This window comes from Streptomyces sp. 891-h, assembly GCF_022760275.1.
GTDB classification, from domain to species: Bacteria; Actinomycetota; Actinomycetes; order Streptomycetales; family Streptomycetaceae; genus Streptomyces; species Streptomyces spirodelae.
In genome coordinates, this window is record NZ_CP050693.1 from 186491 (window position 1) to 209833 (window position 23343).

Below are 23343 nucleotides of genomic sequence, written 5' to 3' on the forward strand. Positions count from 1 at the left end.
GTCACCTGCTCCCCCAGCGCGGCTGTGGGGGCATCAGCCAGTTCAGCGTCCGGGCGATGTCGCTGGGCGCGACGATGCCGACGACTCGGCCGCCGTCCAGCACGATGGCCCGGTGCTCCGCGCCGGACTCCATGCGGGGCAGCAGGTCCGGGAGCAAGTCGTCCGGGGCCACGGTGACGGCCTCTGCCAACGGCAGCATCACCTCCCCGACCTCGGTCGTTTCCCGCTGCTCCGTTCGGACGCGCTGAGCACGCTCCAGGGTCATCAGACCGGCCCCCTCGCCCGTCTGGTCCACCACGGGGAAGGCCGAGTGCCGGTAGCGGTACCTGGCGTCCGCGAGGAACCGCGAGACGGTCAGCTCGGCGGGGACCGTGACGGGCTGCTCCGTCATGGCCCTTCGTACGGGAACTCCGGCCAGAGTGCTGCGCAGCTGCGCCTGCCGGCCTTCCGCGGTCGCGGCAGAGAGCAGGAACCAGCCGATCAGCGCCAGCCAGAGCCCGTCGAAGACCCTGGTCGCCAGGAAGAGCAGAAGCCCTCCGACGATGAGCAGCCAGCCGAACGCACGTCCGGCCAGGGTGGCCCCGATCGCCGCCCGCAGCCGGTCCCCCGTACGCCACCACAGCACAGCCCGCAGCAGACGGCCACCATCCAGCGGCGCGGCGGGAATGGCGTTGAAGAGGGCAAGCAGGACGTTGATGACCGCCAGCCACGCCACCGCCTCCACCACGAGCCGGGTAGCACCCAGGAGGTGGATGAGCCAGGAGCAGAGCCCGAAGCCCACTCCCAGCAGGAGACTGACCAGGGGGCCGACGCCCGCGATCCGCAGTTCCGCTCCGGGCTGCGACGCTTCGGACTTGAGTCGTGCCAATCCGCCCAGCAGCCACAACGTGATGTCCTCCACCGGCACATCGTTGCGCCGGGCAACGATCGCGTGCGCCAGTTCATGGGCGAGGAGCGAGCTGAAGAACAGTACGGCGGTGGCCAGCGCGATCCCCCAGTACAGTGCCTCGGCGCGACCGGGATCGACCTGCGGGAAACGGCTCCTGGCCAGAATCCATGCGACGAGGGCGAAAACGAGCAGAACGCTCCAGTGCACGCCGACCCGCACCCCGGCGATCCGTCCCAGTGGAAGAGTTGCCCGCACGTCCGTCTCCCTGGCTCGGCGTGTCCGATGCTGTGTTCGGCGCCGCGCGCCGGTCATGTACCTCCGCAGGGCGGTCTCGTGTCCCGGTGCACCGACCGGGCCGCGAGCAGAGGCGGCAGAACGACGTCCTGTGGCCAGAATGCGCGGAGCGGTGCTCAACGGCACCCGGAGACCCCCGCTGCGGCAGGGCCCCGGTGTCGCCGCGCGGGTGGAGGCGCGCGCGTCTGAGGAGAGCCCCGCTTCTGGGGCTGGGGCTGAGGCCGGGGCCGGGGAGCGGGGCACGTCGCTCCGCCGGTCGGTTGTGTGGACGCGCCGGCCTCTGCCGGTACTCCGTACGGGTGAGCAGCAGTGGGTGACCCGATGGCTTCCCGCTGCGCCCGGCGCGAGCGGCGGCCTTCGCGAGCCCGACGTTCGGGCGGGGCCGTGGCCCCAAAAGCACAGCAGCCAGGGAAAGTTGGCACTCATTGCGCTTGTTGCAGTCCGAGCCGGGTGGGACTCTCGGGGCCATGCGAACGACCACCTGGATCATGGCAGGGCTCCTGACCACGACCCTCACCACTGCTGCCTGCTCGAGCGAGAACGACAGGCCCGAGCCCGCGCCGCCGCCTTCCAGGACGAGTACGAGCTCACCCTCCAGCTCGCCGAGCGCGACAGAGCCCGTGCGGTACAAAGATGCCTCGCTCACGATGGGCGGAAAGTCGGACGACGGTGACTGCGGCACCGTCTACGCGTCTCTCGACGGGACCTCTCCGAAGCTGGTGGAAGGCGGGTTCCAACTGAGATACACCAACCCGGACCTGTCGGTTGATCCGTGCGGGGGAAAGAGCGATCAGGCGAAGCTGCGCTTTCTCGATCCGCACGACAGCGTCAATGCGGCATACCAGGTCTCCGGGAAGCAGGACGGACGCAGCTGCAACGCCCTCGTCAAGAGCCAAGAAGTGCCCGAGATCCACGCCGGCATTCCGCTCTCCGACCTCAAGGCGGGGCGGCAGTTCTGCCTGACCCACCCCTACGACGAGGACGAAGCTGTCGAGTTGCTGCGAGTCCGGGACATCTCGCCGGATGCGGGGAAGGTGACCTTCGTGGTAACTGCTTGGGGTGAGGACTGAAGCCTGTCACGGAAGCCCGCGGTCGGGCTCTCCACCCGGGGCCGTACTGCTTCCGCTGTGGCCGTCGAGCCGCTCGCGCTGCGGCACGACCGTGTACTTCGGGTCCTCAGCGGACGCCAGGCCCGCGTAGAAGATCCCGAAGCGGGTGAGGGCCGACCCGGTGAGCAGGGCGGCACCCGCCAGGGCGGCCCGGGTGCGGCTGCGGCGGCAGGTCGCGGCCAGGGCGGCGCCGCCGATGGTCAGGGCCTTGGCCGCGCGCAGGTACGTCTTGGCCGGGCGGGTTTCATAGGCCTCGTTGACCACTCCCATTCGGCGTCTCATCACCTCCGACAGCGCCACCTCTCCCAGGCCCCCGCCGACCGCGAGGGGAAGCAGCGCAGCGGTCTCCTCGACAGGCGCGGCGAGCAGTCCGGCCCCGGCCGCCGCGGACAGCGAACTGCCCGCGAACACGAAAGGCATCAGCCGGTGCCCGTCGTGCCAGGCGGGGACGGCCGTGTCCGAGATGAGGGCGGCGGTGTAGCAGGCCACCGGCGGGCCGAGCAGCGCCGCCCCGGCCGTGGCCACGGCCCCCAGGGGGCGGAACCTGCCGGTCGCCTCGGTGCCTGCCGCCACACTCGCGGCGGGTACGAAGCCCGCCAGCAGCCAGGAGCCGACGCTCATCGGCGAGGTGACCTTGAAGACGCGGAGCATGTTCAAGAAGCGGGCCGGGCGCCCGAGATCGTGGATGAGGGCCACGATCGAGAGCTGCCCCGCCGAAGCCGCCGTCACCTTGGCGGCGCGGCTCAGCTCCGGCCGGCCTGTCAGCTGTGCCCCCGCGGCGATGACGGCTCCGGCACCGGCGAGGCCGCCCAGGAAGAGATAGCCCGGGATGTCGGGGGCTTCCCATACGGGCTTGTTGAGGACCGGCAGGTCGTAGTAGGAGCGGAACCGGGGCTCGGCCCGGCCACTGCGCCCCTTGCGGCGTGGCCCGCCGCCGCCCGGCGGTACGTGGGCCCCCGTGGTCGCCTTGCTGCCGGGGCGTCCGCCGCGCAGCCCCTCCTGGGTGATCGGTGCCGTGTTTCCCGGTCCGCTCGCCGGTTCGTTGTTCATCGGTCCGCCCGTCGGCTCGTTCACCGGTTCGTCCCCTGCGTCTGGGCCGCGAACGCCGCTGCGACCGATGCCGCAAGGCAGGCCGCCGCGGCGCCCACGAGCTTCCACATCCGCGGCAGGTCGCGGGTGGTGACGACGGGGTCGGGCGGCAGCCCGTAGACCTCGGGTTCGTCCAGCAGCAGGAAGAAGGCCCCGTCGCCGCCCACGCCGTCGGTGGGCTCGTGTCCGTACAGCCGGGCCTCGGAGATGCCCTCGGCGTGCATCTGGTCCAGCCGCAGCGCCGCCCGCTCGCGCAGTTCGTCGAGCGGCCCGAACTGAATGGAGTCGGTGGGGCACGCCTTGGCGCACGCCGGTTCCTGACCCGCTCCGAGCCGGTCGTAGCACAGGGTGCACTTCCACATCCGGCCGTCCCCGGGCCGCTGGTCGATGACCCCGTACGGGCAGGCGGGCACACAGTAGCCACAGCCGTTGCAGATGTCCTCCTGGACGACGACGGTGCCGAACTCGGTACGGAAGAGGGAACCGGTCGGGCACACGTCCAGGCAGGCTGCCTCCGTGCAGTGCTTGCACACGTCCGAGGCCATCAGCCAGCGCAGCCCCTCAGCTTCGCCGTCCTGCCGGCCGCCGGTGATCTGGCCGGCGAGCGGCTTGTCCTGTTCGATGAAGGCCACGTGCCGCCAACTGTCGGCGCCCAGGCCGACGGTGTTGTCGTAGGACATCCCGGCGAAGGTCAGCCCGTCCTCGGGGATGGCGTTCCACTCCTTGCAGGCAACTTCGCATGCCTTGCAGCCGATGCACACCGAGGTGTCGGTGAAGAAGCCGAGCCGCGGCGGCGCGTGCTGGTAGCCGCTCCCGGCAGCGGCGTCCTGCCCGTTGCCGAAACCGCCGTCCGCGCGGCTGCGCACAGTGACGTCGACAGCGCCTGAGCACGCTGTGCCCCCGGCGCCGGTGCTGCCGTCGGCCGGGCCGCAGCAGCCGCCAGGCGCCCCGCCTTTCATCGTCGTCCTCCCACCGTCCGGGGCCGCCCCGCCGCCGTTCGCCGTTCCGCCGCAGCGGCAGCCGTGCGCTGTTGGCTCGTTCACGAAGTCACCTCTGTGCCTGTTTCCGCGGTGATTCCAGCGCGTTCGCGGTAGCTGCGCACCAACTCGGCGCGGGCCGGACCGCTGGGCCGCCGTCCGGGCCGGATGTCGGCGGTCAGCGCCTTGACCTCCTGGATGTGGATGTTCGGGTCCAGCGCGATGGAGGTGAGTTCGTTAGCCGAGTCTCCCCGGGTGTAGCCGTTGGTGCCCCAGTGGAACGGCAGCCCGATCTGGTGGATACGCCGGCCGCCCGCGGTCAGCGGCGCGATACGGGAGGTCACCATCACCCGTGCCTCGATGGCGTTGCGCGCGGTGACCAGCGTCGCCCAGCCGCCGTGCTCGAGACCGCGCTCCGCGGCCAGCTCGGGCGAGACCTCGCAGAACATCTCCGGCTGGAGCTCCGAGAGGTACGACGACCAGCGGGACATGCCACCTGCGGTGAAGTGCTCGGTGAGCCGGTAGGTGGTCACCACATACGGGAAGACCTCGGAGCCGGGCTCGTCACCGCTGGGGTGGTAGCGGTTGTGTTCGTTGGGGAAGACCTCCCGCACGGGGTTGCGCTGCTGGTCGTAGAGCGGGTTGGCGAGAGGCGACTCCTGCGGCTCGTAGTGCGCGGGCATCGGCCCGTCGACCAGACCGGCGGGAACGTACAGCCAGCCCTTCCCGTCGGCCTGCATGATGAACGGGTCGATACCCGAGAGCGCTCCCGCGCCGGTCGCCCCCTCGGGCGGCCGGTAGTGCGGGCTCTTGGAGGCCTTGAAGTCCGCGATGTCGTGCCCGGTCCACCGCGCCTCGTCCTCGTCCCACCACACCAGCGCCTTGCCCGGGCTCCACGGCTTGCCGTCCGGGTCCGCTGAGGCCCGGTTGTAGAGCACGCGCCGGTTGGCGGGCCAGGCCCATGCCCACTGCGGGCCGAGCCAGTTCTGGTCCTTGGCGGGCAGGCGCCGCGCCGTCTGGTTGACGCCGTCCGCGAAGGAGCCGCAGTAGATCCAGCAGCCGCACGCGGTGCTGCCGTCGTCGTTGAGCTGCTCGTAGTGCGCCAGCGGCCGTCCCTCGGCGTCGAAGCCGTTCATCTCGGCGAGCACCGCCTCGGCCTTCGGCTCGGCCAGCGCGCCCTCGGTGGGGTAGTCCCAGGTCAGATCGAGCACCGGCCGGTCCATCGGGTCGCTGGAGCCGGCCAGCCTCTCCCTGATCAGACGGCCGAGGTGATACATGAACCACAGCTCGCTACGGGCCTCGCCGTCCGGTTCCTTGGCCGCGAAGTGCCATTGCAGCATCCGGTTGGTGTTGGTGAAGGCGCCGTTCTTCTCCGTGTGCGAGGCGGCGGGGAAGAAGAACACCTCCGTGCCGATCTCCTCCGTGCGCAGCTCGCCCGTGTCGATCTCGGGGCCGTCCCGCCACCAGGTGGCCGACTCGATCAGCGAGAAGTCCCGCACGACCAGCCAGTCGAGTTCGGCCATGGCCAGCCGCTGCATCTTGGCGTTGGCCGAGCCGACGGCAGGGTTCTCGCCCATGAGGAAGTAGCCCTTGCAGACGCCGTCGAGCTGGGCCTTGACCGTCTCGTAGGTGCTGTGGCTGCCCGTCAGACGGGGCAGGTGGTCGAAGCAGAAGTCGTTGCCCTGATGTGCCGCCGCACCGAACCAGGCCTTGAGGAAGCTGACGATGTAGGAGCGCATATCGGCCCAGTAGCCCTTGTCGGGCTCCTCGCCGAGCACATAGTCCTCCAGCGTCTGGTTCTCATGGGCGTGCGGCATCGGCAGATAGCCGGGAAGCAGGTTGAACAGCGTCGCCGTGTCCGTCGAGCCCTGGATACTGGCGTGACCGCGCAGTGCCTGGATGCCGCCGCCCGGCCTGCCGATATTGCCCAGCAGCAGTTGGAGGACCGAGGCGGCGCGGATGAACTGCGAGCCGACGGTGTGCTGTGTCCAGCCCACCGCGTAGGCGAAGGCCGTGGTGCGGTCGGGCCCCGAGCAGCCGGTGATGGTCTCGCACACCCGCTCGAACAGATCGGTGGGGATCCCGCAGACCTCTTGCACCATCTCGGGCGTGTAGCGCGCGTAGTGCTGCCGCAGAAGATTGAGCACGCAGCGCGGGTGGCTCAGCGTCGGGTCCCGTTCGGGACTGCCGCGCATACCGGCGCCGCCCGAACCGTGCGACTCGGTGTGCCCCGCGCTCTTGACGGCCTTCAGCCGCTCCTCGTACTGCGCGTCCCGCTTCCCGGCCGCGGCCTGCACCACAGCGCCCTCGTACTGCCAGTTCTCGTTCTCATAGGCCGCGCGTCCCTCGATCAGCCCGGAGAAGAGGCCGCCCAGGTCTTCGGTGTCCTGGAAGTCCCCGGAAACGACGGTGGAGGCGTTGGTGTAGTTCAGGACGTAGTCGCGGAACCATTTGTCGTTCTCCAGGACGTAACGGATGAGCCCGCCCAGGAAAGCGATGTCGCTGCCCGCCCGCAGCGGCACGTGGATGTCGGCCAGCGCGCTGGTCCGGGTGAAGCGCGGGTCGACGTGGATGACGGTGGCGCCGCGCGCCTTGGCCTCCATCACCCACTGGAACCCGACCGGGTGGGCCTCAGCGAAGCTGGACCCTTCGATCACGATGCAGTCCGAGTGCTGGAGGTCCTGCATACAGGTGGTGGCGCCGCCCCGTCCGAAGGAGGTGCCCAGACCGGCGACCGTGGAGCTGTGGCACAGCCGGGCCTGGTTCTCGATCTGGACGATGCCCAGCGAGGTGAACAGCTTCTTGATCAGGTAGTTCTCCTCGTTGTCCAGCGTCGCTCCGCCGAGGCTGGCGATGCCCAGAGTGCGCCGTACGCGCCGCCCGTCGCGCTCCCACTCCCATGTCCGCCGCCTGGTCTCGACTACCCGGTCCGCCACCATGCCGAGCGCTCGTTCGAGTGGCAGCCGCTCCCAGTCGGTGCCGTAGGGGCGGCGGTAGAGAACCTGGTGGCGCCGTGCCGGGCCGGTCGTCAGTTCCAGGGTCGCGGCACCCTTGGGGCACAGCCGGCCACGGCTGACCGGTGAGTCCGGATCGCCCTCGATATGGACGATTCGCTCGTCCTTGACGTAGATGTTCTGCGCGCAGCCCACACCGCAGTACGGGCAGATGGACTTGACCACCTTGTCCGCGGTCGCGGTCCGTGGTTCCAGCTCCGCCGAGGTGTGCGACTTGGCCGCCGCGCCCCTGCCGAACGGGTCCGATTCGCGGATCTGGCGCAACAGGGGCCAGTGCCGAAGAGGATTGCGCATCTCGCCACGTCCTTCGCCGTCGTGCGCCCGCCGGTGCGGGCATTCACTCCCGGGGCGCGCCCTCCTGGTGGCCAGGAGAGACTCCGTCATCTGATCGGTCGCGTGGGATGCGCCGCCCGAGCTCCTCGCGTTCCGCCGCGGGCACCGCCTGTTCGAGGCGGAGGAAGACCGTCTCCTCGAACGCCATGTGTCTCCGCAGTGCCGGCCCGAGCTGCCGCACGAGATCGTCGAACCGTTCGTCGTCGCCCGCCAGTCCCTGTAGCGAGTCGAGGACGGCCTTGGTGCGCAGTTCCTGCCCCCGGCCCTGTTCCGCCAGCTGCTCGCCGTCGGTCAGCGCGCGGGCCACCACAGGCCACAGACACCTCTCCACGGCCTCCTTGTGGCGCGCAAACCGCTCGCGAACTTCGGCCACGACAGCGACCCGCTGCCTGCGCTCGTCCGCCGTGCCGCCCGACTGCGCTGAGGGAAGCGTCTCCAGCTGCTCCTGGAGCATCCGGATCCGGTCGTGCTGCCGGGTCAGCGCCGAGAGCACGTCGTCCGTCCCGTCGCCCGTCCCGTCGCCCGGGTCGGGCTGGGGCGGCTGTTGTACGGTGCGCCGGGCCGCGGCCTGACGCATCGGTGCGTCCTCAGCCGCCCGGCGGCGCAGCCACCGCAGGGTTTCCGCATCGCGGGAGGGCACCTCGGCCGGTGGGTTGACGAGGTGCTGGCTGCTGCTGGTCAGCAGGCCCTCACGAGCGGCGAGCGCTTCGGCTTCCAGAACGTCACTCCCGTCCGCGGGCAGCCCGGTGACGATCATGTATGCCTGCCCGGCGGGAATGCCGAAACGGTGCCCGATCTCCTCGTACGAACAGCCGTCCCGGACCATGGGCAGCAGCTGATCCCTGCTCGGCAACGGCGGTCCTTCCCTCGGGCTTCTGGCGGCCGTACGCCCCTGGGAGAGTCGTCGCACGCCTGTGGTGGGGGTCCGGGTGTCAACGTTCCCCCGGTACCGGCCGCACCCGGTGCCGACCGCCTGTGTGCAGCAGCCTCTTCACCCGCCCGGCCCAGCCACTCGGACGGCGCCGGTGGGAGGCCGTATCGTGCCGGCAGGACGAGCTGTCGACGGCGCCATCGGCCGGCGCGCGCTGTTACGGCAGGGCACCCTTCTTGGTGACCACGAAGCGGTCGAGGACCAGATAGTCGATCTCTGTGGCGAGGAAGCACTCCAGCGCGTCCCGGGGTGAGCAGACGATGGGCTCGCCGGCCACGTTGAAGGACGTGTTGAGCAGACACGGCACGTCGGTTCGCGCCGAGAAGACGCGCAGCAGCTCCGCGAGCGCGGGGTTCTGCCGCTCCTCGACGGTCTGGATCCGCGCCGTGCCGTCCACGTGGCAGGCGCCGGGGATGCGCTCCCGGTACTCCTCCCGCACGGGGAAGACGAACGTCATGTAGGGCGACGCGGTCTTCTTGCCCATCTCGAACACACGTGGCGCCTCGGATTCCAGGACGACGGGAGCGAACGGGCGGAAGGGCTCCCGGTGTTTCACCCGCAGATTGATGATGTCCTTGATGTCGGGGAAGGCCGGGTTGGCGAGGATGCTGCGGTTGCCCAGGGCACGCGGTCCGAACTCGGCGCGGCCCTGGAACCAGCCCACGACGTTGCGGTCGGCCAGCAGTTCGGCCGTGCGGTGGGCGAGCGCGGTGGCGTCGGCCTCCTGCTGCCACTCGACGCGGTCCTCGTGTTCCCCCAGGGCGTCCAGCACCTGGTTCTCGCTGTATGAGGGCCCGAGGTAGGGCGTGGTGGCGGCGTCAGCGGGCCGGTTTCGCAAGCCGGCGGTGTACACGGCCGCACCGATGGCGACGCCGGGATCGCTGGCTCCGAAGCTGACGTCCATGCCGGTGAACGACGACCTCTCCAACATCTTCGTGTTGGCTACGCAGTTGAGCGCCAGCCCGCCCTCGAAGAGCAGGTTGTCCAGGCCGGAGGCAGCGGTCAGGGTCCGCAGCTGGTGGGCGGTGACGGCCTCGACCATGTGCTGTGCCATTCCGGCGACCTCGACCCGGAAGCCGAACTCCTCGCGCTTCTCGCTGTCGCCGCCGAAGAGGCTGTCGAAGAGCGCGAAGTAGGCCGGGACGTCCTGGGGGATGGAGATGGTGTACGAACCGTTCTCGTGCAGCCGCACCACGCGCTCGAGGAGCGGGTTGTGCTGCGGCGGCGGGCCGTACGCGGCGAGCCCCATCACCTTGTACTCGTCGTTGTTGGGCACGAATCCCAGGTAGCGGGTGATCCGCCCGTAGGCCACGCCCAGCGAGCTGGACAGGGGAACAGTGCACTCGTCGAAGAGACGGACGACGCCGCCGCGCAGCTCACCCATCACGGAGGACAGGGTTTCGGCGCGGCCGTCGCTCACCACGAAAGCGGCGTCTGTTCTGCCCGCCAGATACGCGCCGCACATGAGATGGGCCAGATGATGCGGCACCAGCGCCAGCTTGTTGGGATCCAGCCGATGGCCGGTGCGCTCGACGAAGTCGCCGTGGACGGCTTCGCGGCTGAACATGCCGGTGTAGGCCTCGCCCGCGCGGCGCAGGGCGTCGAACTTCGCGGTGACCGGCATGTCGGCGCCGGATATCTCCGCGATCATCTCCTCGGCCACAGCCGGAGAGAAGCGCCAGGGGAAGGCGACGACATCCACTTGGTCGAAAGTGACACCGGCGGCCTCCAGGCACCACTCGATCGCCTGCGCCGGGAAGTCCGAGGTCTTCTTCACCCGGCTGAGCCGCTCCTCCTCGACAGCCGCGACGAGTTCACCGTCGATCACCACAGCCGCTGCGGCATCGTGCCCCACAAGGAGGTTCCGCCCGACACCGGTGGATCCGTACAGGCGCCCGAAAAGCTCCGCACCCCTGGTGAAACCGTTGTACCCGAGCACGATCACTGTCTCCCAGCCTCCCCGAGCCAGGCAGCAGGCAACGGATCAACACAGTAGTGTGCGTGGGTACTTGAGCGATAGGAGTGGCACGCGAGCAACCTGGGGCAGCCGGTTCTACGGGAGAGCCATCCTGTGCCGCCCGTCGGTCCGGGGGCGCGGCTCCTCACCTCAGACGGGTCACTGACCGATGCGTCAGCGACCCGCCCGAGGTGTCGGCACCGCACCCCCGCGCAGTTGCCGGCAGCGGATCAGGAGGCGGCCAGCGCCTCGGTCGGAGGCAGCCGTGCGGCCCGCACGGCGGGATAGAACCCCGCCAGGCCACCGATGACCAGCGTGGCCCCGACACCGCCCGCCATCGCCCAGACCGGCACCACGGACGGCCAGCCCTGATAGGCCGCGTACCCGGTGGTGACACAGATCCCCAGCAGCACCCCACCGGCCCCGCCGAGCGCGGACAGCAGCTGGGACTCGCACAGGAACTGGCTCCGGATCTGACCCCGGGTGGCCCCCAGCGCCCGCCGCAGCCCGATCTCGGAGCGCCGTTCCAGTACCGAGATCACCATGGTGTTGGCGACACCGACCCCACCGACCAGCAGCGCCACCGCGCCCAGTCCCAGCAGCAGTCCGCTGAGCGTGTCGTCGGACGCCTCCTTGGCGGCCAGCGCGTCCGAGGGCCGGGAGACCGTCACCTCGTTGGGGCTCTCCGGATTGGCCGTCGCACCCAGCAGTTGCTGCACCGCGCCGACCGACGACTCCTCCGCCCGGGTGTGCACGGTCGTCGGGTAGCCGTCGAAGCCCAGGTACCGGGTCGCCGCCTGCCAGCCCACCAGCGCGGTGGCGTCCAGGTCGGGGGCCAGTTCGTTGGGTGCCAGGATGCCCACGACGGTGAACCACCGCTCGCCCAGCCACACCCGGGTGTCCGGACCCGCGGTGTTGATGCCGAGGTGGTCGGCCGCCTTGGGACCCAGCACCACGGCCGGGTAGCGCGCGTTGGCCGCGTTCAGCCAGCGGCCCACCGCCAGCTCGGCACCCACCGTCCTGGGCAGGTCGGTGCGTGCCGCCGCGACGGAGATGCCGCCGGTCTCCTCCTCGGGCATCCGGTCGGTGCGGAAGACCTTGGCGTTCGTCTTGCCCACCGCGGAGACCGATTCCACCCGCGGCATACGGCCGATCATCTCCACCGCGCTCTTGGGCAGCCTGGCCTCCTCCCCGGAGAAGGACTGACCCGGAGTGACGGTGAGCAGGTTGGTGCCCAGCGCGTCCAGCTTGCGGTCCAGGTCCTCCCTGCTGGAGGTGGAGATCCCCACCACGCCCACCATGGCGGCGATGCCGATGGCGATGCCCAGCGCCGAGAGGAACACCCGCATCGGCCGCGAACGCAGCCCCGCGCCGCCCACCCGCAGCACATCGGCGAGGCCCATCCGCGCGGCACGCGGCGCGCCACCGCTCGAACCGTCCTTCATCGGGCGGCCCCCGCCCCGGCGGCCGAATCGTGCTCGATCCAGCCGTCGCGCAGCCGCACCTCACGCGGCAGCGAAGCGGCGATGTCCCGGTCGTGGGTGATGACGACCACTGTCGTACCCGCCCGGTGCAACTCGTGCAGCAGCTCCAGAACGGCCGTGCCCGCACGCGAATCCAGCGCCCCTGTCGGCTCGTCCGCCAGCAGCAGCGGCGGGTTGCCCAGCACGGCGCGGGCGATCGCCACCCGCTGCTTCTCCCCGCCGGAGAGCTCGTGCGGCCGGTGGAGCAGCCGGTGCCCCAGCCCCACCTCGCGCAGCGCCGCCTCGGCGGCGCGTCGCCGCTGCCCGCGCGGGGTACCGCTGTAGAGCAACCCGTCGGCGACGCTGTCCAGGGCGGGCACCCCCGGGGAGAGGTGGAACTGCTGAAAGACGAAGCCGATGGTCCGGGCGCGCAGCGCGGACAGCTCGCGGTCGGACAGCGCCGCCACGTCGTGCCCGTCGATGCGCACCGTGCCCCGGGAGGGGCGGCTGAGGGTGCCCATGACGTTGAGCAGCGTCGACTTGCCCGAGCCCGACGGGCCGACGATGGCGAGGAGTTCGCCCCGGGCCACGGACAGGTCGGCCCCGCCGAGCGCCACCACGTCGCCGTACCGCTGCTGGACGCCGACCAGCTCGACCAGCGTGCGGGAAGCCGACGGAAGCGGGGGCACGGCACTGGTCGGCGGTGCCGTGAGCGTGCGGGCCGGCGTCATCGGGGCACCCCCACGTCGAGCCCTTCCTCGATGCCCTTCCCGGACACCTCCACCTTGCCGTCGGCGAACATGCCCAGCCGCACCGGGAGGCGCCGCGACCGCCCGTCCGCGCCCCTGGTCTCGACGGCGTAGCCGCCACCGGGCTCGGCGAGCAGCGCGCTGACCGGCACCGCGAGCACGTCCTTGCGGGTCCGCGCCTTCAAGATCACGTCAACCGAGGCCGCCTGATAGCGGCCCAGCTTCTGCTGCGAGGCGACTTTCAGCTCGACGGGCAGCGTCGCCTCGTCGGCGCCTCCGCCCCCGCTGTCCTCGGAGCTCTGACCGCTTCCGGAGGTCTTCTGAGCGCTGGAGGGGGTGCCGATGCCGGTCACCTCGGCCTGCGCCGTGCCGCCGTCCGGCAGCCCGATCGTCGCCTTGGTGCCCTTGTTCACCAGGCTCTCCAGGCCCGCCTCCAGTTCGACCTCCACGATCCGGTCGGTACCCGTCCAGGTCAGCGCCTCGCCGCCGGCCAGTGCCCCCGGTGAGGTCCGCTGTTCGGCGACCCGGCGCTCCCCGGAGGCCACCACGGCGTCGCCAGGAGCCACCTCACCGGTCGCCTCGCGGTTCATGTCGTCCTGCCAGTCGCGGACGGCCTGCGCCGTACCGCTGGTGAACTCCTCGTCGGTGGTGAATCCGCTGTAGCCGAGCTCGGCGAGGTTCTTCTCCAGCGTCTCCACGTCGTCCCCCTTCGCACCCGTGCGCAGCGTGCGGTAGAAGGGCTTGGAGCCGTACAGCAGCGGCACTTTGTGTTCGTCCACGCTGTAGACGGTGTCGCCGCGGGAGAGGGTGGCGCCCTCCTCGGGGAGCCAGGTGACGATCCCCGCCTCCTGACTTCCGTTGGCCGAGCTCCCCGTGTTCCCGCCCGACTGCTGCGCCGAGCCTCCGCCGCTGGCGCCACCGCCGCCGGCACCTCCGTCGTTGCCCTGGTTGCCGGTGGCCGCCTGCTGGACGGTTGTGGGGGTACCGAAACCGAGCGTCCCGTCCACCGTCTCCGTACGGGTGAGGGTGGTGCGCTCCACCGGTACCGTCTTCTGCGGTCCGGCGGCGCGGGGCGTTCCCGCGCTCTTCGCCTGCCCTCCGAACGCACCGGTCGCGGCCACCGAGGCGGCGCCCACCGCGGTCGCTGCGGCGAGTACGAGCAGCGAGGTGCGCAACGTGCGGCGACCACGGCCGGCCAGGCCGACAGCACCGTCCGCTTCGCTGCCACCCGCGCCTTCGGCGTTTCCGTCGGCGTACGCGTCGGCCTTTGCCTCCGCCCTCGCGTCGGCTCTTTCGTCCCTCTCTTCGGCCCTTTCCCCGGCTCCTTCGCCGGCCCTTTCCCCGGTTGCCGAGTGCGCCGCTTCGCCGGGCGCCTCGTACGCCGACCGGCCGGCCGGGGCCGCGGGGCCGGCGGGCGCCGGCGTCGGCTGCCGGTCGGGCGGGCCCTGGTGCTGGTCGGTCACCGCGCGCCGCCCTTCATCTGGATACCGCCACCGGGGTACTTGTCGCGGCACGCCTTCTGGGCGTCCTGGAACGCCTTGTCCGTGGGCTTGATGCCGGTGCCCGACAGATCGATCTGCATGACGCTGCCGTTGACCGCGGGATCGGGGAAGTCGTCGAGCCCGTTCTCGCGCATACAGGTGGCCCAGGCCGCGACCTTCTTGGAGTCCAGCGGCTTGCCTCCGCCGCCGCCCATCTGCGGCGCCTTGTCGCGGCACGCCTCTTCCGCCTTCTCGAAGGCGGCGGAACCGCGGTCGATACCCGGGCCGCCGATGCGGATTCCACCGCCCTCCTGCTTGGGATCGGGAAAGTCCTCGACGCCGTTGTCGCGCATGCACTGCGCGTACTCCAGAGCCTTGTCGAACTGCTTACCGGCATCGCCCCGCGCGCCGTCGTCGCCCGGGGCCTCCCGCGCCGAGTCCCGCTCGCCCCCGCCGTCGGAGGAGTCGCCACCGCAGCCGGTGAGCAGTGCGCCGGTCAGCAGCACCGCCGCCGCGGGGAGGGTCCGTGCCATGCATCGCTTCCGAGTGATGAACATGCGGTGAGTTGTACGCGGCGGACGGTTACACCGCGGGAACGGTGGCTGTTACGCCGCTGTTATGCCCTCTCCCCCATCCTTGCGCCATGCGGGTGCTGATCGTGGAAGACCACCGGGAGTTGGCGCTGACCGTGGCCACCGGGCTGCGCCGGGACGGCATGGCCGTCGACCTCGCCTTCGACGGGGAGGAAGCCATGGAGCAGGCCACGGTCCACAACTACGACGTCATCGTGCTCGACCGCGACCTGCCCCGGCTGCACGGCGACGAGGTGTGCCGGGCGCTGAGCCGCGACGGCTGCCGCGCCAGGCTGCTGATGCTGACCGCCGCCTCCACTCTGGAGGACCGGGTCGAGGGCCTGGACCTGGGCGCCGACGACTATCTCGCCAAGCCGTTCGCGTTCGCCGAACTCATTGCCCGTATCCGCGCGTTGGCCCGCCGCGCCCAGCCGGCGGTGCCGCCGGTCCTGATCCACGGCGACCTCACCCTCGCCCCGGCCGAGCGGCTGGCCCGCAGAGGCGGACGGAGGCTGGATCTGTCGCCCAAGGAACTGGCCGTCCTCGAACTGCTGCTGGCCGCGCGCGGTGCGGTCGTCTCCGCCGAAGAGCTGCTGGAGCGCGCCTGGGACCGGTCGGCCGACCCGTTCACCAACACGGTGAAGGTCACCGTCAGCCGACTCCGCCGCAAGCTGGGCGACCCGCCGCTGATCGAGACGGTGCCGCATGCCGGCTACCGCATCTGAGCCCGTGCGGCAGCGCCGGGGTATCCGCTGGTCGGCGCGGCTGCGACTGACGCTGATGTACGGCGCGCTCTTCCTGGTCTCCGGCGCCGCGCTGCTCGCCGGCACCTATCTGCTGGTGGCCCAGAGCCCGGCGAACAAGAACACCCGGGTCACTGCCTGGCGGACCGGGGGGCCGGGCAGCGGGAGTGACCAGTTGCGCGGGCGGATCGAGGACATCGTCAGCGAGCGCCGCTCGGCCCAACTGCGCGTCCTGCTCACCGAGTCCGGTGTCGCGCTCGCCGGGATGACAGGAGTGTCGGTGGCGCTGGGCTGGGTGATGGCCGGACGGGTACTGCGCCCGGTGCGGGTGATGGCGGACCGGGCCCGCCGGATCTCCGAGCTCAATCTGCACGAGCGGCTCGCCGTGACGGGCCCCGCCGACGAGCTGAAAGAGCTCGGCGACACCTTCGACGGGCTGCTGTCCCGGCTGGACGGGGCCTTCGCGGCGCAGCGCCGCTTCGTGGCCAACGCCTCGCACGAGTTGCGCACCCCGCTGACCCTTCAGCGCGCCACGGTCGAGGTCGCCCTCGCCGATCGGGACGCCGATGTGGCGACGCTGCGCCAAGTGTGTGAGCGGGTGGTGCGGGCCGGGGAGAGTCAGGAGCGGCTGATCGATGCGCTGCTGACGCTGGCGAGCAGCGAACGCGGTGTCGATCCCGCGCGCTGCGGCCCGACCGGGTTGGCGGCCGTGGTGGCGGCGGTCGTGCGCGAGCGGGAGGACCCGCGCATGACCGTCGCCACCCGACCGGCAACGGTGCACGGCGACGCGGCGCTGGTGGAGCGGCTGGCGGTCAACCTGGTGGACAACGCGCGGCGCTACACCCCCGGCGACGGCTGGATCCACGTCGCGACCGGAACCAGCGGCGGCCGCCCCTGGCTGCACGTCGCCAACAGCGGAGAGCCGATACCGCGCAGCCGCATCCCCGCGCTCCATCAGCCCTTCCAGCGGCTCGCGCCGCGCGGTGCCGGGGAGGGGCACGGCCTGGGTCTGTCCATCGTGGCCGCCGTCGCGCAGGCACACGGCGCCGAGCTGTCGACCCTGCCCGGGCCCGAGGGCGGTCTGGCCGTCACCGTCACCTTCCCCGCGTACGGCGACGAGCGTGTTGGCCCAGCCCGCGTTGTGCCCGAGGGCCGGCAGCTCGTCGCGGGTCGGACCGGCTCGCGTTCCAGCGGGACGGAGGGGACGTTCCCGGCAGGTGCGCGGAAGAGCGCCCGTCCCTCTTGACGACGAGGTCGCCCAGGCCTGTCGCGGACTCGTAGCCGGCTCACCTTGGCTCGCCTCCGCACATCGTGCATCGACCGCGACAGCGCACTTCTCCCGGTCGGTCGATTGGTATGGACCTGCCAATGATCCGCCGTTAATGTGCGCAGCGGCATGTCCAGGGAGTGCTCCCCGGCTTTGCTGTTCCACCCCCACACCACTGGAACAACGAAAGGCCGATCCATGAGACGCACCAGAACGCCCCGTGCCCTTCTGTCCGCGCTGCTGCTCAGCGGCGCCCTCGTGACAGCCGGCCTGCTCCCGTCCACGGCAGCAGGTGCGCAACCGAAGGCCGCCGAGAAGGCCCCCGCGTCCGACGGCGCACTCGCCGCCATGCAGCGGGACTTCGGCCTCACCGAGCAGCAGGCCGAATCCCGGCTGGCCGCGGAGAAGCGTGCGACCGCCATCGAGAAGAAGGCCCGACGAGCGGCCGGCGCCGCCTACGCGGGCTCCTGGTTCACCCCGAAGAGCCGACAGCTGACCGTCGCGGTGGCCGACCGGAAGAAGGCCGCGGCCGTACGGGCAACCGGCGCGACCGTTGAACTGGTCGACCGCAGTGCGGCACAGCTCGACGCCGTCAAGAAGCGCATCGATCGACTCGACGCACCCACCGGCGTGACGAGTTGGCGTGCCGACTGGAAGACCAACCGGGTCGTCGTCGAGGTCCGCACCGATCTGCAACACGACAACGATGTCAAGAAGTTCCTCGCACAGGCACGCAAGGCAGGCCCGCTGGCGGTGCGGACGACGGACCACACCCCTGCGACACTGGCAGCCGGCACGGTCGGTGGCGACCCGTACTACACCGGCAACGTCCGCTGCTCCATCGGCTTCTCGGTACACGGCGGTTTCGTCACGGCCGGCCACTGCGGCGGCGCCGGCCAGTCGGTCAGCGGCTGGGACCGCACGCACATCGGGAACTTCCAGGGCTCCTCGTTCCCGGGCAACGACTACGCGTGGGTCAACGTCGGCAACGGCTGGTGGACCGTCCCGGTCGTGCTGGGCTGGGGCACGGTCTCGGACCAACTCGTCCGCGGCTCGGCCGAGGCCCCGGTCGGCGCCTCCATCTGCCGCTCGGGCTCTACCACCCACTGGCACTGCGGCACCGTGCTCGCCAAGAACGAGACCGTCAACTACAGCCAGGGCGCCGTCCATCAGATGACCAAGACGAGTGTATGCGCCGAAGGCGGCGACTCCGGCGGCTCGTTCATCAGCGGCGACCAGGCGCAGGGCGTCACCTCCGGCGGCTGGGGCAACTGTACGAGCGGGGGCGAGACCTGGTACCAGCCCATCAACGAAATCCTCAATCGCTACGGTCTGACCCTGCACACAGCCTGACGTCCGTACTCCCCCCACCGGTCCGATGCGACGGTGCGTGCTTGCCCACGGTCGCCGCATCGGACCGTCCCGGGGCCGGTGAACGAGATCTCGCGGCCCAGGTCATGGAGCGTGGAAGTCGTCCAGGCCATGGAGTGAGGACGCGGTCACCACGACCGGCGTCGTGTGTCCCGTCGACCGCAAAGCGTCTCCTGTGACCTCGACCAGCCAGACTGCGGCGTCCGGTGTCCACTCCCGTGTGCGGCAGAGGAAGTGCACCACCGTTCGCGCTCCTTCCAGCGGTGATCGGGTCTTCGCCCGACCGGCAAAGCGGGATGTGTCCCCCTGCGAGGGGGCTCCCACCTCGGCCGCCGTACCGAGACGCTCCTGGACGGCGTGCCGCACGCGGGCACTCTCCTCAGGAGAGTCCCAGACAACGGAGGGAGCTGCGGCAACCGTCACATGAACGTCCACGGCGGCTGTCGGTGCGGCCAGTGCGAACCAGTCCCTCATATCGTCCAGGTCGCCCGACGCATCTCCTGCTGCGCTCTGCAGGGGCAGGTATGCCTGCAGGGCAGTGAAAGTCAGGGACCCCACCCGGTGGAGTGCGTCGATGAGCATGCGTGTGAGCGGGAGGACGGGCAGGCGCGGATGGCGGGCGTCCTCGGGAATGTCGGCCTGCATCCAGGCGAGTTCGCGGATCTGCGTGCCGCCGGCCCAGTCGCCGCCCTTGTCGCAGTCGAGCCAGCGGTCCGGAACGTGGAAGAGCTTCTTCCCGGTCGGGGTCCTCCAGCCGTAAGGGGCGTGCCAACCGTAGGCTTCCGCTCGTATCAGTGCGAGGTCCAGCACGCTCTCGCGGAAATCGTGCCGGCCACTGCCTTCGAGCCAGGGGTTCGGGGCGAGGATTCCGTGTACTCCGACAGTCATTCCACAATGCATGACGGTTCCTCAACCAGCGTTCTGTGTGTCCAGGAACAGGCCGCAGCGGAGCTTCGCGGGCTTGGAGTGCGGCGTATCCGGCGGGGGCTTCCGGCATCGGTGATGCTGATGTCGGTCAGGCCACGCTACTGGCTCGCCTGCTGGTTGTCGCAGCTTTTACGGGCCGATCGTACTCGGCGGTCAGGCAGGCGTCCTCCGCGCAGTGCCACGAGTTCGAGTTGTCCTGCTGCGTCGAGGATCCGGCGAGCTACATCCTGCGGATCGTGTGGACCTCCGTCGACGACCACCTGGGCGGCGGCTACTCACTGGTTCCTGTGCTGTGGCCGGAGTACTGCCTCGGCCCGAAGGACAACCACCCGCAGCCCGGCTGCGACCGGCCGATCCTGCATTTCGGCAACGACTCCTCGCTCAACTGCTCCCACGACTTCGTGCTGCCGCCCACGGGGCCGCCCCGGCGCGACCCGACGGACACCAACCTCGACGCGGCCGGCGGTTCCGGACAGTCGGCCGGCTCTAGGTCGGGCGCGCCAGCACCCCGCCGGGCCTCCGACCGGGCGTGGAAGACCGCCGTCACCCCCGTGGTCTGGGACCGGTGAAGGGCTGGTTCCTGCGCAGCGTGCTGGCCAGGGTGCGCACCCCGTCGGCGATCAGGGAAACCCGCCGAGAGGGGGCGTCCCCCGCCGGGCCGGCGTCCGGAGCCACCGGCGAGATGGTCCGTGCGGGCGCACCGGTCAACGGCCACCATGTGCTGGGGCAGGTGGTGCGGCTGCCCCTCAGCACCTGGCGCTACCACTGGGATCCGCCGCACGTGCGGCACATCGGTCCCATGGCGCAGGACTGGTGGGCCGCCTTCGAAGTCGGTGAGGACGACCGCACCATCTGCTGCACCGACGCCAACGGGATCGCCCTCGTCGCAATCCAGGCACTGCAACGGCAGGTGGAGGAGCTGCGCAGCCAGGTCACCGCTCTCCAGGAGCAGGCCGCCCGCCGGCAGCCACAAGATTCCGACTCTGCCGGGCCGCAAGCCCGTTGATCCCGCCCGCACGCCCCCAGGCCTGTCTGGCCACGATCTCGGGGTCGTTCGCCGGGCCAGAAGAGGCTTCCCCGGGGCCCTCACCCCTCGGTGCTCACATCGGCGGGCCGGCCGGTGCGGGTCCCAGTGTTGTCGTGCCGGGCGTGGCCCGATGGCCGAGGCCGGTGCGATAGATGTCCAGAGCCTCATCCACGCGTCCGGTGCGGCGGAGCAGATCGCCGAGGAGCCGGCACAGATCGGCGACGTCACCGGCGGCATCCGCGTGTTCGAGCAGCGGGAGGGCCGCGCGGTAGTGCTCCTCGGCGGCCGGGTCGTCGCCGCGCTGCTCTTCGATGAGACCGAGCAGCCGGTGTGCGGCACCCGCGTGCACCGCACCGCGGCCGGGGCGCAGGGTCCCGGTCTCCTGCTCTCCCGCGGTGAGCAGCGGCCGTAGCAGTTCCTCCGCCTCCCGAACCTTGCCGCGGCGGCGCAGCACGTCCGCCAGTTCGACCTCGACCTGTTCCGTGAAGAGCGCGGCCCGCTTCGAGTCGAGCATGGCGCGGGCGGTGCACAGTTCGCTCTCGGCTCGTTCCAGGTCGCCGTGCTGGGCGTGCACATAGCCGCGCATCCAGTGGCAGTGTGCGAGGTCGGTGCGGATGTGCAGTTGCTGGTAGAGCTCTTGGGCCTTGGCGAGTGAGGAGTCGGCCTCGGCGATGCGGCCCTGGGCGATGAACGTGCGGGCCACGCCGCGGTGCATTCCGGCGAGCAGAGCCGGGTCGTCCACCCGCGGTGCGAGCGCGAGCGCCAGCTCGGCGGCGCGCCCGGCCCGCGTCCGTGCGCCCATGTCCAGGTAGGGCGCGATGGACGCCGTGTAGAGGAGCAGCAGCGAGTCGGGGTCGTGCAGACCGGAAGCGTTGAGCTCGTCGAGGGTGGTCTCCAACAGGTAGCAGGCGTAGCGGAGTTCCCCGCTGAGTCGGTGGGCGGCGGCACGTCCGCGCACGGCGGGGACCCGGCGGGTCAACGGCTCGTCGGTCAGCAACCGCTCGGCGGCGGCGAAGCACTCGCGCGCCTCGGCGAGGTCGCCTGATTCGAGCAGGCAGTCGCCCAGGCCGAGGAGAGCGCTCGCCTCCTCGGCGGGAAGCCTGTGTTCGACGGCCTCGGTCCGCACGGCTCGAAAGAGCGTGGCCGCGTCCTCGGGGGCCCCGGTGGCGAGGGCGTGCCGCGCATCGGTCAGCCGCAGTCGGAGATCGGCGGCGAGGTGCGCCGGGCGGCCAGTGGCGAGTTCCTCGGGAGTGGTGCCGAGCCGTTCCGCCATATGCCGCAGGGCCGCCTCCGAGGGGCGCACCTTGCCCGATTCCAGTGTGGAGATGTAGGCGGGCGTGTACGCGGGCTCGGCCAACTGCCGTTGGGTGAGACCACGCTCGGTCCGCAGGCGCAGCACCCGTTGTCCGATGGCGGTGGGCTCGTCAGGCCGCACGTCGGCGGTTCGGTTCCCGGCCACCTCTACCTCCCGCGGTTCCCCCGGCACTTGAGTCACCAACCGTCCACGTCCGTCGAATGCCCCTGTCCTTCGAACGTCCGTGTGCCTTGAAGACCGCAGCGAAGGACGCGGGGGCGGGTGGCGCGAACTCGCCATACGCACAGCCACCTTATGCCGGACCGTTGCCCCGGACTTCGGCCACGCCTACGTTAATCGCTGCGTTAAGCGCACTTAACCCCCCAGTTAATGTGCGGGCCGCTGACAGGTCCGCGCAGCTCACGGAGGCCCCTATGCCTGGACACGCACCGCGCAGATCCCGCACACGGCTGACCGTGGCCGCCGCCATCGCCGTCGCGGCCGCGCTGGCCGCCACAGCACCGGTAGCAGCGAGCCAGAGCTGGAGCGACAGCACCTCAGCAGCTCGAGCCGACAAGGACCGCACCGGCTCCCCGTCCAGCGACCACGTTGAAGTCGAATACTTCAACGGCCCCGGCAGCCACCCCCGCCACACCCGCATCCCCACCTCTGCTCCACTCACCACAAAGCAGCACAGCAAGATCAAGGACGACGGCGACGTCGTACCGATCAAGAAAGCCGGACCGAGCAACGCCAAGGTCGACGTCGTCTTCATCGGCGACGGTTACACCGCCGACCAGCAGAACGACTTCCACGCCGACGTGCGCCGCAACTGGGCACAGGTCACCAAGATCGAGCCGTACGCCCAGTACAAGGACCTCTTCAACGTCTGGGCCGTCGACGCGCACTCGAAGGACTCCGGCGTCTCCGGCGACCCGACCAGCGATGTCCGCAAGGACACCGCCCTGGGTTCGTACTTCTTCTGCGACGGCATGGAACGGCTGCTGTGCGTCGACGAGAACAAGGTCGAGGCGTACGCGAGCAAGGCCGCCGACCCCGACCTCGTCATCGTCCTGAGCAACTCCACCAAATACGGCGGCGCCGGCTACAACGACATCTCCTCGCCATCCGGATACGACGGTATCGCCACCGCCTCGTCCGACAACGCCGATGCCGTGCAGCTCGTGGTGCACGAGTCGGGCCACTCGTTCGGCAAGCTGGCTGACGAGTACTGGTACAGCGAGAACGAACACACCGGCCCCGAGCCGGGCGAGCCCAACCTCTCCACGCTCAGCGCCGAGGAGATGGCCGCGCGACAGACCAAGTGGCACCGCTGGCTCGGCCGGACCTCACCGGACGGCGGCACCGTCGGCACGTACGAGGGTGGCGGCTGCTGTGCCCTCGGCGTCAACCGGCCCACGGAGAACTCGATCATGCGCACGCTGGGCCGGGAGTTCAACCTCCCCGGGCGCGAGGCCATGATCGCGGGCTTCCACAAGCACGCACCGGCCGTCTCCAGCACCACCCCCACCGACCGAAAGCTGCGCGGCGCGGAGCGCATACGCATCGAGGCATCCGCCAAGGCGCGGGTGCGCTGGCTGGTCGACGGCAGTGAAGCCCGCAAGGTCCGTGGCGAACGTTCCGTCACCCCCGGCACCCTCGGCGTCCCGGACGACGGCCGCGCGCACACCGTGACCGTACGCGTCACGAATCCGACCGACGCGGTCCGCGACCCCCGGCTGCGCAAGCTTCTGAACGGCACGCTCCAGTGGAGCGTCAAGCGCTGAGGCAAGGCCCCCTGCAGCACCACACACACGGCCTGCGAGGACCGAGACGGTTCGCCTCACGTGTGAGTG

At 70.7% G+C, this 23343-nt stretch carries 19 protein-coding genes; 7 read left to right on the forward strand and 12 right to left on the reverse strand.

Going from position 1 to position 23343, the window contains the following annotated elements; genetic code table 11:
- Position 1 precedes the first annotated feature (1 nt).
- Complete coding sequence (locus tag HC362_RS00890) at positions 2 to 1144, reverse strand: site-2 protease family protein (protein ID WP_243081780.1); 1143 nt, start codon at positions 1142 to 1144, stop codon at positions 2 to 4.
- 506 nt (positions 1145 to 1650) lie between these two features.
- On the opposite strand from HC362_RS00890, the gene HC362_RS00895 reads away from it, so the two are divergent.
- A complete protein-coding gene (locus HC362_RS00895) occupies positions 1651 to 2253 on the forward strand; it encodes a hypothetical protein (RefSeq protein ID WP_243081782.1) in 603 nt (200 codons plus the stop codon).
- Between the two features lie 6 nt (positions 2254 to 2259).
- On the opposite strand, the gene nrfD is transcribed toward HC362_RS00895, so the two are convergent.
- From nrfD to HC362_RS00940, 9 genes are all read right to left on the reverse strand, one after another.
- Entirely contained in the window at positions 2260 to 3366 is a 1107-nt protein-coding gene (gene nrfD, locus HC362_RS00900) for an NrfD/PsrC family molybdoenzyme membrane anchor subunit (protein ID WP_243081784.1), read from the reverse strand.
- Positions 3363 to 4424 carry a 4Fe-4S dicluster domain-containing protein gene (locus tag HC362_RS00905; RefSeq protein WP_243081786.1) on the reverse strand — a complete coding sequence of 354 codons (1062 nt, stop codon included), beginning with the start codon at positions 4422 to 4424 and terminating at the stop codon, positions 3363 to 3365. Before HC362_RS00905 ends, nrfD begins: the two co-directional genes overlap by 4 nt.
- Positions 4421 to 7666 (reverse strand): formate dehydrogenase, encoded by a 3246-nt coding sequence (gene fdh, locus HC362_RS00910; RefSeq protein ID WP_243081787.1) that lies wholly within the window; start codon positions 7664 to 7666, stop codon positions 4421 to 4423. Before fdh ends, HC362_RS00905 begins: the two co-directional genes overlap by 4 nt.
- A gap of 43 nt (positions 7667 to 7709) precedes the next feature.
- Positions 7710 to 8558 carry a hemerythrin domain-containing protein gene (locus HC362_RS00915; RefSeq protein WP_243081789.1) on the reverse strand — a complete coding sequence of 283 codons (849 nt, stop codon included), beginning with the start codon at positions 8556 to 8558 and terminating at the stop codon, positions 7710 to 7712.
- 235 nt (positions 8559 to 8793) lie between these two features.
- Positions 8794 to 10581 carry a carbamoyltransferase C-terminal domain-containing protein gene (locus HC362_RS00920; protein ID WP_243081790.1) on the reverse strand — a complete coding sequence of 596 codons (1788 nt, stop codon included), beginning with the start codon at positions 10579 to 10581 and terminating at the stop codon, positions 8794 to 8796.
- Positions 10582 to 10823: 242 nt separating this feature from the next.
- A complete protein-coding gene (locus HC362_RS00925; protein ID WP_243081791.1) occupies positions 10824 to 12038 on the reverse strand; it encodes an ABC transporter permease in 1215 nt (404 codons plus the stop codon).
- On the reverse strand, positions 12035 to 12715 hold the full coding sequence (locus HC362_RS00930) for an ABC transporter ATP-binding protein (RefSeq protein ID WP_347568528.1): 681 nt from the start codon (positions 12713 to 12715) through the stop codon (positions 12035 to 12037). Before HC362_RS00930 ends, HC362_RS00925 begins: the two co-directional genes overlap by 4 nt.
- A 68-nt stretch (positions 12716 to 12783) precedes the next feature.
- On the reverse strand, positions 12784 to 14268 hold the full coding sequence (locus HC362_RS00935; RefSeq protein WP_243081793.1) for a peptidoglycan-binding protein: 1485 nt from the start codon (positions 14266 to 14268) through the stop codon (positions 12784 to 12786).
- Positions 14265 to 14819: a hypothetical protein gene (locus HC362_RS00940; protein ID WP_243081795.1), complete on the reverse strand. Its 555-nt coding sequence runs from the start codon at positions 14817 to 14819 to the stop codon at positions 14265 to 14267. The genes HC362_RS00935 and HC362_RS00940 overlap by 4 nt, the downstream gene beginning before the upstream one ends.
- Positions 14820 to 14929: 110 nt before the next feature.
- On the opposite strand from HC362_RS00940, the gene HC362_RS00945 reads away from it, so the two are divergent.
- From HC362_RS00945 to HC362_RS00955, 3 genes are all read left to right on the forward strand, one after another.
- Positions 14930 to 15583, forward strand: coding sequence for a response regulator transcription factor (locus HC362_RS00945; protein WP_243081796.1), 654 nt, complete (start codon positions 14930 to 14932; stop codon positions 15581 to 15583).
- Complete coding sequence (locus tag HC362_RS00950; RefSeq protein WP_243081798.1) at positions 15564 to 16847, forward strand: ATP-binding protein; 1284 nt, start codon at positions 15564 to 15566, stop codon at positions 16845 to 16847. Before HC362_RS00945 ends, HC362_RS00950 begins: the two co-directional genes overlap by 20 nt.
- Positions 16848 to 17066: 219 nt before the next feature.
- The gene (locus tag HC362_RS00955; protein WP_243081799.1) at positions 17067 to 18221 is read left to right on the forward strand and encodes a S1 family peptidase; all 1155 of its coding nucleotides are present in this window, start codon (positions 17067 to 17069) and stop codon (positions 18219 to 18221) included.
- A 102-nt stretch (positions 18222 to 18323) separates the two neighbouring features.
- Here the strand turns inward: HC362_RS00955 and HC362_RS00960 are convergent, their stop codons facing one another.
- A complete protein-coding gene (locus HC362_RS00960; protein WP_243081801.1) occupies positions 18324 to 19127 on the reverse strand; it encodes a hypothetical protein in 804 nt (267 codons plus the stop codon).
- A gap of 275 nt (positions 19128 to 19402) precedes the next feature.
- Between HC362_RS00960 and HC362_RS00965 the strand changes: the two genes are divergently transcribed.
- The gene (locus HC362_RS00965; protein WP_243081803.1) at positions 19403 to 19735 is read left to right on the forward strand and encodes a hypothetical protein; all 333 of its coding nucleotides are present in this window, start codon (positions 19403 to 19405) and stop codon (positions 19733 to 19735) included.
- Positions 19732 to 20172: a tail fiber domain-containing protein gene (locus HC362_RS00970; protein ID WP_243081805.1), complete on the forward strand. Its 441-nt coding sequence runs from the start codon at positions 19732 to 19734 to the stop codon at positions 20170 to 20172. The genes HC362_RS00965 and HC362_RS00970 overlap by 4 nt, the downstream gene beginning before the upstream one ends.
- A 94-nt stretch (positions 20173 to 20266) precedes the next feature.
- On the opposite strand, the gene HC362_RS00975 is transcribed toward HC362_RS00970, so the two are convergent.
- Positions 20267 to 21652 (reverse strand): tetratricopeptide repeat protein, encoded by a 1386-nt coding sequence (locus HC362_RS00975; protein ID WP_243081806.1) that lies wholly within the window; start codon positions 21650 to 21652, stop codon positions 20267 to 20269.
- A 269-nt stretch (positions 21653 to 21921) separates the two neighbouring features.
- Between HC362_RS00975 and HC362_RS00980 the strand changes: the two genes are divergently transcribed.
- On the forward strand, positions 21922 to 23274 hold the full coding sequence (locus HC362_RS00980; protein ID WP_243081808.1) for a M64 family metallopeptidase: 1353 nt from the start codon (positions 21922 to 21924) through the stop codon (positions 23272 to 23274).
- The last annotated feature ends 69 nt before the right edge of the window (positions 23275 to 23343 follow it).

Bases quoted from the DNA above. Each gene is read 5' to 3' on its own strand.
- HC362_RS00940 (WP_243081795.1), bottom strand. From the start codon at position 14,819: ATGGCACGGACCCTCCCCGCGGCGGCGGTGCTGCTGACCGGCGCACTG.
- HC362_RS00925 (WP_243081791.1), bottom strand. From the start codon at position 12,038: ATGAAGGACGGTTCGAGCGGTGGCGCGCCGCGTGCCGCGCGGATGGGC.
- HC362_RS00895 (WP_243081782.1), top strand. From the start codon at position 1,651: ATGCGAACGACCACCTGGATCATGGCAGGGCTCCTGACCACGACCCTC.
- HC362_RS00980 (WP_243081808.1), top strand. From the start codon at position 21,922: ATGCCTGGACACGCACCGCGCAGATCCCGCACACGGCTGACCGTGGCC.
- HC362_RS00960 (WP_243081801.1), bottom strand. From the start codon at position 19,127: ATGACTGTCGGAGTACACGGAATCCTCGCCCCGAACCCCTGGCTCGAA.
- HC362_RS00955 (WP_243081799.1), top strand. From the start codon at position 17,067: ATGAGACGCACCAGAACGCCCCGTGCCCTTCTGTCCGCGCTGCTGCTC.
- HC362_RS00945 (WP_243081796.1), top strand. From the start codon at position 14,930: ATGCGGGTGCTGATCGTGGAAGACCACCGGGAGTTGGCGCTGACCGTG.
- HC362_RS00950 (WP_243081798.1), top strand. From the start codon at position 15,564: ATGCCGGCTACCGCATCTGAGCCCGTGCGGCAGCGCCGGGGTATCCGC.
- fdh (WP_243081787.1), bottom strand. From the start codon at position 7,666: ATGCGCAATCCTCTTCGGCACTGGCCCCTGTTGCGCCAGATCCGCGAA.